The following is a 15,990-nucleotide window of genomic DNA, read 5'->3' as shown; positions in this document are numbered from 1 at the left end:
CTTACTCCACCCGTAAAAATTCAAAAATAGGTTGATACAGCGCATAGCTATAATGATCACAGGCGTATTGTAATAGTGCTGCTGCATCTTGTTCTTGTAAAATAAATTGCCAATCTCGATGCAGTTTACACGCTTCGTTTTGTGTCATATCAAAACCCGAAAAATCGCCTGTATCATTCCAATCTTTCAAAACTTGCTTTTGACTGTCTTCGACTAAAACCTGCTGGCTATTCTGTTCAATCCAATCATAGTGTTTTCCTTTTTCTAGGGGCTTAAGCAGTAAAGCTGCTGGCAATACCACTGGTTGTTGTTGCCCAGTTTGCCAAAGGTGTAACCATTCTTGTAAATACTGCTGCGCTTGCTGCGAACTCAAGCCTTCACAAATCACGGTTTGATCGCTAAACACCACGATACGGCGCTTCTCTGTCGCCGAATCATGATTCAATAGCGTCAACCACAGTAAATATTCCAACCACACTTTGGCAAAGCGTTTAGCACGAGCACTCGATGCATCTAAACTGACCCAGTCTTGCATTATTTGTTTCGGAGTCACACAACTCATTTGCAGTTGTTTGGAAACGCGCCAAACTCGCTGAGTTGTTTCAGTCGGTGTTACTGCATATTGCTGCAATCGCTCCAACAAACGTTGTTGTTCCAGTTGGCTTTGTTGCCAAGCACTTTGCTGCACCTTACCTACAGGTAACTGATCTTGCAGAATCTCTGGTGAGCTTTGATTATCCTGTTGCTGTAAAAAATGGCGGATTGCATATTTACCTAAACCATCTAATAGCAAAGGCTCGTTTTGATCAACCAAGTCAGTGGCACTGAGATTCTCCACACCCAATGTTTTTAGATATAGTCTTGCTGGAAAGGTGACATCCTGAATCCATTGCTGACTATCTAAAATCACCATTTCACTCTGTTCAATAGAATAAGGCGTATTCACCCAAGCTTGGCGCTCACCTTTGACCTGTTGAATTTGTGACGCCACTTTAAACCAATGATCTTGAAAACGCGTATAACTTTGCTCTGCTAAAAAACCGAGTGGATCAAAGGGCTGCAAGCGATGCAGATAATAAAGTGGATAGAGTTGTGGTGGAATTTGCAGTACTGCATATTCTTCCGCCACATAATCTTGCTTTGGCGTTGATGCAGTCTCTACCTGCAAGAGAGATTGAGCGAGAGACGGTTTGATAATCAATCCCAAATGATCACGAAAACCTTGTAAGACACTGGATGGCTCCCGGACTTCGCCATCATTAATATCAAAGCCATTATAGAACAACCATAATTGCTCTTGCGCCAATAGCACAGCATCTAGAAAAGCCCCCTGATCATCTTCTAAACGAGAACGATCCCCTAGTTGCTGACGCAGTGCATCCATCAAATCAAAAGGAATATGACTGTCGCGATTTGGAAATTTACCTGTATCCAAATTCAACAGCACAATTAAGCGATAAGGAATCGGACGGATCTGTCCAATTTGACTAAAGGTGATTTGTCCTGTGGGTTCAACTTGCGCAGATTGACTCTCTAAAGTACGTTGAATTTCTTCAAGGATATACGGCAAAGGTAATGATATTTGGCGGAGCTGTGTTTCAGTATCATCGTAATAGCTCGCTAAAGTCAGCATACGCTCTTGTTTTTGAATAATTTCACGAACCGCTTTCAAAGCCACAATGTCAGCTTGCTCAAACTCTTGCACATCTTGTTTGATCAGTTTTAACCATGATTCTACAGATAAACGTTGACCCTGTTCATGTGCTACCAACCAATCTCGTCGTGCTGATAAATCCTGATAAATCTGAATCAGAATACCAATCAATTCAAAATCACTCGGCTGCACCAATGCATAACTTAAAGTCTGCTGCACCATCACATGTGCTGGTACGGCAACACCTAACGCTAAACGATCTAATGCAAACTTAAAGCTATAGCGGTAATCCGTATCCTCCGCACTTAGACTTTGTTTAAGATGCACCTCATCCAAACCACGTTTAAAGCCTGCATCATTAAGCAATGCTAAAATGCGCTGTGCTTGCGAGTAATCCAAAGCATAGCGTTGTTGTGTCGCAGTAAGATTGAGCCAATCTGCAAAATCATCTTGGCTAAACCGCCCTTGAGGCAATTGCAGTCGTCCTAAAACTGCACGCCATGCATTTAAAGCATCTAACTGTGCTACACCTGCAATTTTGACAGGAAGAAACACATCGTGTTGATTTGGAACAGATGGAAAAACACTTCGAATCAGGGGTTCTAACTCAGCTAAGTTTGGCGTCAGAATCAAAATATCATTTGGGCGACGTACTATAGAGTCTGGTACGGATAACCAATGTATTAATTGTTCTTTAAGGACTTCAAGCTGCCTCAAACTAGAATGACAAACATGAATCTGAATCGAATGATCATCCACTTGAAGTGGGTATTGCTCAGCAATCGGTTCAGCTAAATAAAAAATATCAGACTGTATCTTGCCCAATAGCGTTTCAGGAAAATGATCAACAAAGGCATCCACCCAGTTCCCTTCTTCCCCAGATGCCAATTGCGACAATAAAGAGAAATTATCACGTGCCTGTTTACCAAGTCGTGTAAGCAATGGATGACGAGATTCTCGATTTAAGGCATTAAAACCTAGACTGAAGCTTTCAAAAAATGCTGAGATTTCAGCATCCGTCGCTTTTGGATTTTTGCCAATAAAACGTTCTTTCACCCCCAAGTCATAACGTTGTTTCCACAAGGGATCGACACTATCTGCCCAATATTCCTGAGAAGGGTTATAGTGCAAAATCAACACGTCTAGATATTGTCCCAAACGGCGTAAAAACTGTAATTGACTCGGCGGTAAATCCAATAAAGTAAACACAATCACTTGTGTCGGTAATTGCGCTAATGCTTGTGTGCGAGTCTGTTCATTATCTAAAATTTGCCAAAAATCAGCATCAATACTTTGCATTTCTACAAAGTCATCATGAAAATGGTTTTGCCACAACCAACGTTGCCATGCTTCTAATTGTTCAGTTTGTTGCAGACTAAATGCTGACGTTTGCTGATCTGTTTTCGAGATCAAATTTTCGATACTGAGTGCTTTATTTTGTCCCCAAATTGAAAGCCAGTTTCCTGAGCACATACAATTATTTTGGCAGTTACTCTGACAGTAACCACGATAAATCATATAGTTATTAAATAGATGTGATACCTGTTCTGCCACCCAATACAGCATACTTTGTTTTTTAAGTTGCTTTTCTGTGCCCTGTTGCAACTGATCTGCACTGTCATAAATGCGCTGCACAATTGAATATAACGGATGCTCTGGCTCAAGATTGATTTTGTCAGCACGAATGAATGGCTGTAAAGCTTGATGCACACGCCATTTCAAAATCAAACGCGGAATATTGGCTTTACGAACCTTTTCTTTATTCTCAAGAACCTGTTGATAGGCATACCATTGAAAGCCACGAATCCGCTGATGAAATTGATAATTTGCCGTCATCCCTTGCTGTTCTGCAATTTTCTGCGTTAACCATTGCTCTTGGGCAGCACTCGGCACAATAAAATGTTGGGTTTTAAACACTTGAAATGGCGAGGTACTGGTCTGGGTAATTGATGTCATCACACCTTGTAATAACACATCAAGGCGTTGACTCTGAATAACATGAATACCCATGTAACAATCCAACCTCATCAAAAAATTGATCATATAAATGCACGAAAACGTACATATTTATCACTATACAACTTCGTGTAACTATGTCACGTTAAACACACAATCAAATAAAAAAATTGTTTTGAAATTCATGATTCAATACGATTGAATGTAATCTCAAGGAATAGACTTTAGGTATAACTTTATGAAAATTGAAAAAATTCCTGATTCGATTGACCCAAGTTTAAACTTGGAACAGATTCGTGAGGAATGCTTAGAACTCACAAAGAAGCGTGCATATTGGTCAGCAGGCGCAGCAATTGTACCGATTCCTTTTTTTGATGTTGTCGTCGATCTGGGTATGTTGACTCAAATTATTCCCGATATAAATGCACGCTTTGGTCTTGCACCTGAACATATCAGTGTGTATGACCCTGAAACTAAAAAAGTACATTGGGATGAACTACGTAAACGTGGCTTCGAATTTTCAGGATTTGTGGTTGCCCGCACAGCCATGAAAAAGTCTTTTAATGGCTTTTTCACTAAAATCGCCACCAAACAAGTGACCAAATTTATTCCTTTAGGCGGTCAGCTTATTGCAGCAAGTTTGGGCTATTTTATGATGCGTAAAATCACTGAAGCACATATTCAAGATTGCTATAACTTGGCAAAACGCATTCAGCAAAAAAGTCGCAATACGATTGTGGCTTGATCAAATATCAAAATCGAAGGCGGATTAATCCGCCTTTAATTGTTTTAAAATCGCCTTCAAAACCTCGATCCGAGCTGTGTATTTATCATCCGTTGCAATCACATACCACGGTGCATAATCGGTATCAGTACGCTCAAACATATCAGCAGCCGCATTTAAATAGTCATCCCACTTTTCGCGATTTCGCCAATCTTCTTCAGTGATTTTGAATCGCTTGTGTGGCGTTTTTTCTCGCTCTTTAAATCGAAGCTCTTGCTCATCTTTACTGATGGCAAGCCAAACTTTGACTAACACTGTTTGGCAATCGACTAAATTATTTTCAAACCGATTAATTTCATCATAAGCACGCTGCCACTCAACGGCATTTGCAAAGCCTTCAATCCGCTCTACCAAAACACGCCCATACCACGTTCGATCAAAAATTGTAATCTTGCCACCATCACTCAACTTACTCCAAAAACGCCACAAATAAGGACGTCTTAACTCATATCGTTCTGGTGCAGCAATACTATGAATTTCATATTCACGAGGATCTAATTTTTTGACTATGCGCTTGATTGCACCGCCTTTTCCTGCGGCATCCATTCCTTCAAAAGCAATAATGACTTTACGATCATCATAACGTAAAGCATCAGCGACCTTCTTACTGAGTTTATTTAACTCTTCTTTATAGTCTGATTTTTCTAAACTGGCTTTCTCAGGCTCTAGTAAAGCTTTTGGAACTTCTGCTTGTTGCCACTTTTCAGTTACTTTGGTTTGGTGACTTGGCAAAGCTTTTAGGGTTTGCAAGACATATTGTGCAAAACACTGATCTCTCAACGCCTCATCTTCACCATCAATGATGAACCAATCATCGGTAAATCTTTGACTTAAGCTTTGCAAAGTATCGTATTGTTTTTTATTGCGCCAATCTAAGCCATGTAATTTATGCCAATGCTGCTCGGAAGCATCCACTTGATCTAAACGTTTTTGTAATGATTTCCATGACAAATCGAACCAAACCTTGATGACATGTACATGATTATTTTCTAAATCATTTTCAAAGGAGCGCATTTGTTCAATATATGCATCAAATAAATTATCATCCAAAGGTTTTGAAACATGCATCGCAGTTGAGAGTAAATCACTGTACCAATTGCCAAACATCACCACGATTTGCCCTTCAGCAGGAATGAAGCGAGTATAAGACTGCCAAAAAGTTTGATTAGAACTCAGTAACTTTGGTGCATCTGCCTTCACTTTCAGATAACGAGGATCAAGCCATTCACGTAATTGCTTCACAGCCTCGCCTTTTCCTGCTAGCTCTATTCCACTGACCAAAACCAAAACACTTTTTGCATTCTTCTTGTCACGGCTATCTTTAAGTGCGTATTGGGCTTCAATCAAATCTAAAGATAATTCATCTTCATCACGTAATTCAAATTGTGGTTGTTGTTCAGTCATGTGGTGCTCTAAATGGCTCTTTATTAAAAATAAGTATATTGAAAACAGTTCTGTTCAAATCAGAACGCTTGTACAGTTTATGTAGACAAAATCAGTGTATAGCACTAGTGACTTATTGTTAAACAATTAGGGTTTATGCTGTCATAGTTCTTGGTTATGATGCGCTTTATGATTTTAACGTTTTATTTCTTTGAGTTCGAACATGTCAAAACTCGCAGCATTTGATCAACTTTTATTACAATATCAAACTCTAAACTATCATCAAGATCCTGCGTTGGCACAACGTTTACATGATGTTCAAGCATGGATGAAAGCTCGCATTGCAGCAACTCACCAAGATTTTTTTGCACAACCTGAAAATCAATTGATGGCGCAATATTTTCTCAACCGTTTATATGGTGGTCCAGATTTTGATGCGATGGCTCAACAGATTGAACGTCTATTAAAATATGCGCATAAAGCTGAGAGCTTACTTCCTGAAAATGCAATTAAAACAGGAACCAAGTCTGTGAGCCTTGCTGTGCTTGCAACTGAGCTCGATGAACAAGTTGCAAGTCAATTGTTGCAAGACTATCCTCTCGACACTCCGCTGACTGATGAAATTATGCGTCAAACGCTGATCAAACTTGATCAAGGTGATGCACGCTATCAACAATTAGCTTTGCTTGATGAGTTAGGGCTTACACTTGATAAATACATGCGTTCTACCATGATGTTTGCGGCGTTTAAAATGTGTAGAGGCATCGCCAACAAATATCAATTTGAACGTATGTATGAATTTATCCAAGAAGGTTTTGCTGCCATGAAACCAATGAAATCTGCGGCTGTTTTCATTCAAACATTTACGGCAAAAGAACGAGAAATCATTGATAAAGTCCATGCAGGACATCCTGACCCATTTCGTCCTTAAATTCAGCTTATCATCCCTCTTTGCTACAAGAGGGATTTTGCTATACGCATAACAAAAATTAAAACACTTTTGAGAAAGTGACTTTCTGTATATTATTCATATCAATTGCATGCTAAAGCCTGTAAAAAATTACAAAATCTGTCATCATGCTTGCTGATTCGTGCCGCTAGAGCGAAAGTTTAGGAGAAAACAATGTCTAACGAAAACCAACAGCCTACCCCAGAAGTTGAGCAAAACCCAAGTTCAGACAAAGTCAGTCCTTTCCTCAGCACACCGCTTCCGCAGGGGGCACCACAAGGTCAGCAACAATCTTTACAACAACAAACTGCAACAACGCCAACAGGTTCAGTTCCAAAATACAATCTACCTCGTGGCGCAAATACAGGTAATGTTGGTGCAACTACACACTTTGGCTATCAAACTGTAAGTAGTGATGATAAAGCACAAAAAGTAGCAGAAGTATTCCACTCTGTTGCGAGTAAATACGACATTATGAATGACTTGATGTCATTCGGTATTCATCGTATTTGGAAACGTTTTGCAATTAATATGTCTGGTGTACGTCGCGGTCAACATGTATTGGATATTGCGGGCGGGACAGGTGATTTAGCGAAAGTCTTCAGTCGTGAAGTGGGTCCACAAGGACATGTTGTTCTTTCAGATATTAACGAGTCAATGCTCAATGTAGGTCGTGATCGTCTGATTGATGCAGGCTGTACCAATGTTGATTTCGTACTTGCCAATGCTGAAACCTTAGAACCATTTGCCGACAATAGTTTTGATTTAGTGACTATCAGTTTTGGTTTGCGTAACGTGACTGATAAGGATGCTGCATTACAAGCGATGTATCGCGTCCTCAAGCCAGGTGGTCGTTTATTGGTACTTGAATTTTCAAAACCTGTTTTTGAACCATTTTCAAAACTTTACGATTTTTACTCATTTACGGCGTTGCCAATTATGGGCAAATTGGTTGCCAATGATGCCGAAAGCTATAAATACCTTGCAGAATCGATTCGTATGCACCCAGATCAACGCACACTGAAAGGTATGATGGAAAATGCCGGCTTCCAAAGCTGTGACTATCACAACTTAACAGGTGGTATTGTTGCAGTTCACCGTGGATTCAAACTGTAAGGCTTAAGATATGTTGTCGATTTTAGCACTGGGTGCAGTCGAACGTATCATTCATCATGTGATTGATTTGGATGCGATTACACGTATCCAACTGAATCAATTGCAAGGTCAATTATTACGCGTTGTGATCGATAGCCCACAACTCTCAGTTGATGTGTTTTTTGATGAAAATAAAGTTCGCCTAGAACCTACTGTCACAGGACAGGCTCAAACGCCTTCAATTTTCGAACAACGCCCTTTCGATAATCAAAATAAGATTAGCGATGCTACAGCGACTTTGAAGGTTTCGAATGTAGTCGAGCTAATAAAGCTGCTGTTGAGTGATATGGATCAGATCGGTAATATTCCTTTACAGGGTGATTATCATCTTTTGCAAGACATTCAAAGAATTATGCAACAGGTCGAGCCTGATCTTGCGGCGCATCTATCCCCTTGGATCGGTCCACAACTGGCACATGAGTTGGGCAAAATTCAGCTTGCGCCTCAACAAATAAAACGCTCGTTGCAAAGTCATTTGTTCTTTGTCGAAGATGCACTTAAGGAAGATAGTGGCTTATTTGCACCGCGTTGGCAAATGGATGATCTGAATCGAGAAACTCGCCAGCTCAATCAAGAATTAGATCGCTTAGAAGCAAAGTTTCAGCAATTACAGGCTTCTTTCAACCCACAAAAACAATCCTCTCAAGACTAGGTAAGATTTTATATGATTCCGCATGTTACACGGTTACTCGAACTCTGGCGTATAGCAGCACACTACCGCCTTGACACCTTGTTCCCTGCGGAAGAATTACCAGCCAAAGCACGCCATGCCTTAAATGTCATCAAAATACATCCTGCCGCATGGTCAAGTCGCGAGAAAAAAAATCCACTCAAGCTTAAAGAAGCTTTAGAGGATATGGGGCCGTTAGCCATTAAACTTGGACAATTGCTCTCTACTCGTCGTGATTTGATTCCACCAGAAGTGTTAGCACAATTGGTGTTATTGCAAGACCGTGTTAAGCCGTATGACACCAAGTTAGCTAAACAACGTATTCAAGAATCACTTAAAGCAGATGTATCCACTTTATTCTCTCGCTTTGATGAGCAACCGCTCGCTGCGGCATCGATTGCACAAGTGCATACGGCTGCATTACATGATGGTCGTGAGGTCGTAGTCAAAGTCACTCGTCCAGACATTCGTAATCAAATTCTGCAAGACTTTGAAATTTTAGCTTGGTTGGGTGATTGGCTTGAAAATCGTTTAGAAGCAGCGCGTGCGCTACATTTATCTGAAATTATTCAAGACTATCGTCAAATTATCTTAAATGAGCTTGATTTGAGTCTTGAAGCAGACAACACTCGCCGCATGCGTCACTATTTTACTGGCTCAAGCATGATGTACGTGCCAGAAGTCTATATGGACAGTAAAGACGTGATGGTGGCTGAACGTATCACGGGTGTTCCGATTTCAGATATCGCGACCTTTGATCGTTTGGGTATGGACCGCGCTGATTTGGCGGAGAAAGGCTTAACTATATTCTTTACCCAAGTCTTCCGTGACAACTTTTTCCATGCTGACATGCATCCAGGTAATGTCTTTGTCGAGACCATTAACCCAAGTAACCCACGCTTTATTGCGTTGGACTGCGCGATTATGGGTGAGTTGTCGAAGCACGATCAAATGACGATTGCTCGTATGTTACTTGCGGTGATGAACAGCAATTTTATGCAATTGATTCAGATCGTACATCAAGCAGGTTGGATTCCACCGGGCACGGATCAAGATGCCTTGTCGCGTGAAATGCGTCGGACTGTTGGTCCTATGGTGTCAAAACCAATGGATCAATTGGATTTCGCAGGAATTTTGATTCAAGTGATGGATATTGCACGTCGTTTCCATTTAGAAATTCCACCGCAATTGATGTTGTTACTCAAAACATTGGTGCATGTTGAAGGCTTAGGCACAGATCTTTACCCGCAGCTCGATATCTGGAAACTGGCAAAGCCGATTCTCACCGAATGGGTCAAAGCCAATATGAATCCAGTTAAAAATATCAAAGAAATTGGACAGCAAATTCCCGATCTATTATTAGGCGCTCAAGATTTACCAACATTATTAATTGACAGTTTAAATGGTTTAAAAAACCAATCGGCATGGCAAGACAAACAACTCCGCGAAATTCAACAAATGCGTTTGCAAATGCAACAGCAACAACGCCGTAGCTGGATGTTTGGTAGCACCATGTTGATTATGTTAACAATTGCGATTATTAGCCCTTGGTTTGTATCTATTATTCTTATCGTGTTAAGTAGTCTTTTGGCGCTGTGGCGGATTATGAAATAAGTTATAAGGCCCTTGTACAAACAAGGGCTTTTTTTGTTGCATGATTTTATTAAAAAACCGCTTAGATACGTTAAGATCATTATTCAATTGAATCTATAAACATTCTAAAAGAACAAACAATGAAAACACCTCATTTTGCCATTATTGGCGCAGGTACAGCAGGACTCGCAACCGCAATTCTACTTGCACGCGAAGGCAATCAAGTCACCATTTTTGAACAGGTCGATGAACTCTCTCCTGTTGGTGCAGGCTTATTGCTGCAACCCGCTGGCTTGGCTGTCTTTGAGCATATCGGTGTACTTGATCAAGCTTTGAAATTAGGTGCAAAAGTCACAGGTTTAGAAGGGCAACTCCCGAATAAACGCTTATTGGTAAATAGCCACTATCATCAGGCGGGTAACAACCTTTATGGTCTCGGGATTCATCGTGCCACTCTATGCCATGTCTTAACTGAAAAATTAGCTGAATATTCGAGTCATGTGACTTGGGAGATGGGACATAATATTGTAAGCATTGAGGAGCGTCATAATGAAGTCCGAATCCTTGGCTCCTTCAAACAACAAAAAATTGATGACTGTTTCGATGCGATACTGATTGCCAATGGTGCACGCAGCCAACTCCGCCCTAAAGCATGGGTTAAAATCGATAAGTCCTATCCGTGGGGCGCTGCATGGACAATCGTACCTGAATGCTTAAGCTTGAATCCTGAAATTCTGCACCAATTTTATGATCGCTCTAAAATCATGATGGGCGTATTACCGACAGGTGCTGTTCCTACAGCTCCGCAACAACAGCTTTCCAGTGTATTTTGGAGTTTACCTACATCGCAACTACAATCATTCTTAAAAGATGAATCTGCAAAACAACAATGGTTAAAACAAGTCTCAGATCGTTGGCCTGATGTCGCAGAATGGCTGAAACAGATTGTGTACGATGAACAAATCCAACCTGAATGGTTGTCCGCACAATACCGTGATGTAGTGATGTCTCAATTTGGGCAAGGTCGCATTGGAGTGATTGGTGATGCCGCACATGCCATGAGTCCACAACTCGGACAAGGAGCGAATATGGCACTGTTAGATGCGTGGGCTTTTTCGCAATCTCTACAAACAGCTAAGAAAAATCAGCAAATTGACTGGTCGATATTGTGGCAACATTATCATCAACAACGTCGCTCTTCGACTCAATTCTATCAATTTCTCAGTCGTTTACTGACTCCGCTGTATCAATCTGATCATTGGTGGGCGGGTGGCATACGTGATCTTACTTTCCCGTGGATGTATCAAATCCCGTATTTCCGTAAAGAAATGGCGATTACCATTTCAGGTTTAAAAAAAGGACCTCTTCAACAAATGAGTTATCAGCAAATTGCTGAGTATCAACACCATGAAAATCGTTTGATTACAAACAATCAATCCTTACCTGAATGTGAATAAAAAGCAAAAAGTGAATTAAGTATGAAAGTTAGTCATTTAGATCATTTGGTTTTGACAGTCGCTGATATTGAAATCAGTTGTCAGTTTTATCAATCTGCCCTGAATTTCGAAGTGATTACTTTCGGTGAAAACCGTAAAGCACTAAAATTTGGCAATCAAAAAATCAATTTACATCAAGTCGGAAAAGAGTTTGAACCCAAAGCACTTCATCCGACTGCGGGTTCAGCTGATTTATGTTTTATTGCCGAAACACCATTAGAGGAAGTGATTGCATATCTTCAAACACAGAACATTGACATCATTGAAGGTCCAATCGAAAGAACTGGGGCAATGGGAAAAATTTTATCAATTTATCTCCGTGATCCTGATCAAAATTTGATTGAAATCGCGAACTATCTTTAACGTCCTATCTTTGACTTTTTACCCAACAAGCATAGCCAACCTCTGCCACAACCGCTAAACTACCTGCTCTCCACTCAATGGATTTTCACTCATGTCAAACTGGTTAGATGAAGTTAAATTTGATTCCAATGGTCTTGTTCCTGCCATTGCGCAACATCATCAAACTGGTCGAGTGTTAATGGTTGCATGGATGAATCGTGAAGCTTTACAACTGACTGCTGAAAAAAATCAGGCGGTGTACTACTCACGCTCACGTCAAAAGTTGTGGCACAAAGGCGAAGAATCAGGACACTTTCAAACAGTGCATGAAATTCGTTTGGATTGCGATGCTGATGTGATTATTCTGCAAATTGAACAGCATGGTGGCATTGCCTGTCATACAGGTCGTGAGTCTTGCTTCTATCGCAAACTGACCTCTCAAGGTTGGGAAATTGTCGATGCTCAATTGAAAGATCCAACAGCCATTTATGGTGCAGCAGCCAAAACTGAAACACACGATCACAGTGAACAAATTGATGTACTTGGCTATCTTGGTCGATTAATGCAAGAACGCAAAAATGCGGAAGCCGATAGTTCCTATATTGCGAGCCTATATAAAAAAGGCATTAATAAAATCTTAGAAAAAGTTGGCGAAGAAAGTATTGAAAGCATTATCGCAGCCAAAGATTATGCTGTGCTTGCTTCACTCGAAAATAAACATGATCTGATTTATGAAGTCGCAGATTTATGGTTCCACAGTATTGTCATGCTCGGTTACTTCGATCTTAACCCACAAGAAGTGCTAGATGAACTTGCGCGTCGCCAAGGTTTATCAGGCTTAGTGGAGAAAGCCAACCGTAGTAAAGAGGCGTAACCAGAGCCTGTGTCAAATTCTGAGAAACCGAAAGCCACCTATGAGCAAGCGATTGCCATAGACAATGCCCGTTTAGGACAATCCTTTAAAGTGATTGCGTATGCTGGCACAGGAAAAACGACGACCTTACAAATGATCAGTGATGCCATGCCCGAACGGCGTGGTATGTATTTGGCTTTTAACAAAGCCATTGCATCTGAAGCACAGAGTAAATTTCATGGCAATGTAAATTGTCGTACCTTTCACTCTCTTGCTTTTCGTAGCGTTCCGCGTGGCGTGACTGATAAATTACGCTTACCACGTTTAAGCCCAAGTTTTATCGCGAAAGAATATCGCCTAGAGCCAATCACACTACGTCGTCTGATGGGTGGTCGTTACGAAAAATATGTATTGATGCCAAGTCGACTTGCAAGCTTGGTCGCGAATGCTGTCAGCTATTTCTGTTCGACCAGTTCACAATATCCTGCCCCTCGTCATATTCAAGCACCAAGCTGGTTACATCAAGATGATATTGAATCCTTACAACAGCACCTCTACCCTGCCGTTGAACGCCGTTGGTTAGAATCGATTGATCAAAATCATCAAGCAGGAATTGGGCATGATATTTATCTGAAATTATGGGCTTTATCAGAACCGAATATTCCAACAGATTATGTTCTATTTGATGAAGCACAAGATGCTGATCCTTTGATGCTTGGCATATTACTTCGTCAAAAAAGTACCCAAGTCATTTACGTTGGTGATGCACATCAGCAAATTTACGCTTGGCGTGGTGCGGTCAATGCGATGCAACAAATGCCATTGCATGAAAGCCGTTTAACCACGTCATTCCGTTTTGGTGATGCGATTGCTGATGTTGCGAATTCTATTCTGGGCGCACTGAATGAAACTGTGCCACTCCTTGGCAATCCAAACCAAAAATCTAGTGTGGTGAATAAACCCCACACTAAAATGCGTGATGCTATTTTGTGCCGCACCAATGCAAGAGCAATGGAACTATTACTTTCAGGCTTAGTGCATGGTGATAAAGTCGGTTTGCAAGCCGATCACCAAAAACTCAGCCGCTTTGTTGATGCAGCCAGTTTACTCAAACAAGGTAAACGCATTACCGATGTACCTGAACTCGCTTGGTTTAACTCTTGGCATGATGTACATGAATATTGTGAAACCAACGATGGCAGTGATATCAAGCCTTTGGTTAAATTAGTCGATGATCATGGCACTGAACCACTCAAGAAAGCTTTGGCAAAAATTACACCGATTGAGCAAGCAGATTATGTGATTTCAACTGCGCACAAAGCCAAAGGATTAGAATGGAATCGCGTCCATATCGAAGATGATTACCAATTCAAGATCAATGGGCTAGAACATAAAATTACAGATGAAGAGTTAAGATTACTTTACGTCGCGTGTACCCGTGCTAAAGTAAGTTTAAATATTCATCATCTTTATGACTTAATACAACAATTAAAACGGTGCGCTCCCTCAAGTCTTCGTCAGTCCGTAGGTTAAAGCGCTCAGAATTGAGGTGAGCCTATGCAACTTGAGTCGGTGCAATTTAAACATGTAGGAATGTTTCGAGATTTAAAAATCGAATTTCATCCACAAAAGTCTCCTATTACTCTAATCCTCGGCGATCAAGCTACAGGTAAAAGTACAATTTTAAAAAATATTTATCAGTCTTTGACTTGGTTTTCTGCGCGCTATAAAGATATTCGCACGGCAGGCGTGGTGATTTCTGATCAAGATATTATGTTGACTCGTTTGCAAGCTAAAATACAAATAAATGTGCGAATGAGTAGTGAACTCAGCACCAGTCTCAATGAAAGCAGCACCGCTCAAGAAAAAGATACCCAAAGTTGCAGTTGGAAATTATTTAAAACTTTTAATAGCCAAGGTATTGGTATTAGCCAAGTTGAAACACAACAACTTGATCAAATGGTGACGTTATATCAGAAGACCAGTCATCAAGATCCTTTGTTTGGTCTACCCTTAATTGCCTATTATCCTGCTGAACGCTTTGTTCAAGAGGTTAATTTACAAAGTAAAAATGTCCCTGGAATTTTGCAGGAAATTTCTGCCTATGATCTCACTGCTTTGCCTTACACCACTTTTTCTCGATTTTTTGAATGGTTGCGCGAAATCAGTGATGTTGAGAATGCACATTCAGCACATATTGTTCGGCGTTTGATGGGCAATGATTTTAGCCAGCAGCATCAAGCAGAGATTTTGCAACAACTACAGCAAGAGTTGATTCATCATCCCAAACAACTTTCAGCACCTAACTTATATGCATTAAAGAAAAGTTTACAAACTATTTTCCCTGATCTGAATGATCTCTATATTCAATATGTACCTAAACTTCAGTTGATCGTCCGCTATCAAGAGCAAGTGATCCCTTTTCAACAATTATCCGCTTCGCTTAAAACGTGGATTGCTTTAGTTGGAGATATTACACGGCGACTATGTTTGCTCAATCCACATTGTTTTGATCCATGTTTAGAAGGTGAAGGTATATTAATAATTGATCAAATTGAGCATCAATTAGATCAGAACATGAGTGCTGAAATTTTAGAACGTTTGCATCAAGCGTTTCCACGATTACAAATCATTGCTTCAGGCAATCGTGATGAATTATTGGAACATGCGATTAACTATCAATGTCTACGTTTAGATTCAAAATCGATTTCTGAGTTAGATATTCAAACATCACAACAACAACTTTCGCAGCTTTACCATGAGTTAACCCAAACTACTCATATTGATCTCAATACAGAAAACCAAGAATTGCTTACTTCGGAAAATTCCGCCGACAAAGTTGAGGATTTATTTATTCAAATACAGGAGCTTAGTGCAGAACAAAAGAGTCATTTACTTAGCTTATTAAAAATTGATGATACATCTCAGAAAACCTCGTTTTAGAAATCGAATTACGCACTTTTAAGCAATGATGATGTTGTTATTTTCATGTAATAACATCAGATTTTTGTTGATATTTTATAGTAGAATAAATCACATTTTTTATTTTCAAGTTGCGCAATACAACTTGCTCTTTCCGTTTACTTGATTGGGTTTCGAGATTTGAAATTTTGGCTTTCTCTTTGAATGCCTTAAGTCTTGAAAGAAAATTCACC

Annotated in this window: 12 protein-coding genes; 10 read left to right on the top strand and 2 right to left on the bottom strand. The window is 40.3% G+C overall.

Going from position 1 to position 15,990, the window contains the following annotated elements; all coding sequences use genetic code 11:
• Nucleotide 1: 1 nt before the first annotated feature.
• Nucleotides 2–3,664: an exodeoxyribonuclease V subunit gamma gene (locus F933_RS10880; protein WP_005061095.1), complete on the bottom strand. Its 3,663-nt coding sequence runs from the start codon at nucleotides 3,662–3,664 to the stop codon at nucleotides 2–4.
• Between the two features lie 184 nt (nucleotides 3,665–3,848).
• On the opposite strand from F933_RS10880, the gene F933_RS10875 reads away from it, so the two are divergent.
• Nucleotides 3,849–4,355 (top strand): hypothetical protein, encoded by a 507-nt coding sequence (locus tag F933_RS10875; protein WP_005051067.1) that lies wholly within the window; start codon nucleotides 3,849–3,851, stop codon nucleotides 4,353–4,355.
• Between the two features lie 24 nt (nucleotides 4,356–4,379).
• On the opposite strand, the gene pap is transcribed toward F933_RS10875, so the two are convergent.
• Nucleotides 4,380–5,798, bottom strand: a complete 1,419-nt coding sequence (pap, locus tag F933_RS10870; RefSeq protein ID WP_005051063.1) for a polyphosphate:AMP phosphotransferase — start codon at nucleotides 5,796–5,798, stop codon at nucleotides 4,380–4,382.
• 202 nt (nucleotides 5,799–6,000) lie between these two features.
• Here pap and F933_RS10865 point away from each other — a divergent pair, with 202 nt between their 5' ends.
• From F933_RS10865 to F933_RS10825, 9 genes are all read left to right on the top strand, one after another.
• A complete protein-coding gene (locus F933_RS10865; RefSeq protein ID WP_005061094.1) occupies nucleotides 6,001–6,708 on the top strand; it encodes a DUF8198 family protein in 708 nt (235 codons plus the stop codon).
• A gap of 192 nt (nucleotides 6,709–6,900) precedes the next feature.
• Complete coding sequence (gene ubiE / locus F933_RS10860) at nucleotides 6,901–7,842, top strand: bifunctional demethylmenaquinone methyltransferase/2-methoxy-6-polyprenyl-1,4-benzoquinol methylase UbiE (RefSeq protein WP_005051058.1); 942 nt, start codon at nucleotides 6,901–6,903, stop codon at nucleotides 7,840–7,842.
• Nucleotides 7,843–7,852: 10 nt separating this feature from the next.
• A complete protein-coding gene (locus F933_RS10855) occupies nucleotides 7,853–8,533 on the top strand; it encodes a ubiquinone biosynthesis accessory factor UbiJ (RefSeq protein WP_005061092.1) in 681 nt (226 codons plus the stop codon).
• Between the two features lie 12 nt (nucleotides 8,534–8,545).
• A complete protein-coding gene (locus F933_RS10850; RefSeq protein ID WP_005061089.1) occupies nucleotides 8,546–10,165 on the top strand; it encodes an ABC1 kinase family protein in 1,620 nt (539 codons plus the stop codon).
• A gap of 119 nt (nucleotides 10,166–10,284) precedes the next feature.
• Nucleotides 10,285–11,601, top strand: coding sequence for an FAD-dependent oxidoreductase (locus tag F933_RS10845; RefSeq protein WP_005061087.1), 1,317 nt, complete (start codon nucleotides 10,285–10,287; stop codon nucleotides 11,599–11,601).
• Between the two features lie 21 nt (nucleotides 11,602–11,622).
• Nucleotides 11,623–12,003, top strand: coding sequence for a VOC family protein (locus F933_RS10840; RefSeq protein ID WP_005061086.1), 381 nt, complete (start codon nucleotides 11,623–11,625; stop codon nucleotides 12,001–12,003).
• Between the two features lie 91 nt (nucleotides 12,004–12,094).
• Complete coding sequence (hisIE, locus tag F933_RS10835; protein ID WP_005061085.1) at nucleotides 12,095–12,856, top strand: bifunctional phosphoribosyl-AMP cyclohydrolase/phosphoribosyl-ATP diphosphatase HisIE; 762 nt, start codon at nucleotides 12,095–12,097, stop codon at nucleotides 12,854–12,856.
• Between the two features lie 9 nt (nucleotides 12,857–12,865).
• A complete protein-coding gene (locus tag F933_RS10830) occupies nucleotides 12,866–14,368 on the top strand; it encodes a UvrD-helicase domain-containing protein (RefSeq protein WP_005061084.1) in 1,503 nt (500 codons plus the stop codon).
• A 24-nt stretch (nucleotides 14,369–14,392) separates the two neighbouring features.
• Entirely contained in the window at nucleotides 14,393–15,778 is a 1,386-nt protein-coding gene (locus tag F933_RS10825) for an ATP-binding protein (RefSeq protein WP_005061083.1), read from the top strand.
• The last annotated feature ends 212 nt before the right edge of the window (nucleotides 15,779–15,990 follow it).

This window comes from Acinetobacter beijerinckii CIP 110307 (assembly GCF_000369005.1).
Classification (GTDB): Bacteria; Pseudomonadota; Gammaproteobacteria; order Pseudomonadales; family Moraxellaceae; genus Acinetobacter; species Acinetobacter beijerinckii.
Note: the sequence above shows the minus strand (reverse complement) of the source record. Positions and strands in the feature narration are given on the sequence as shown.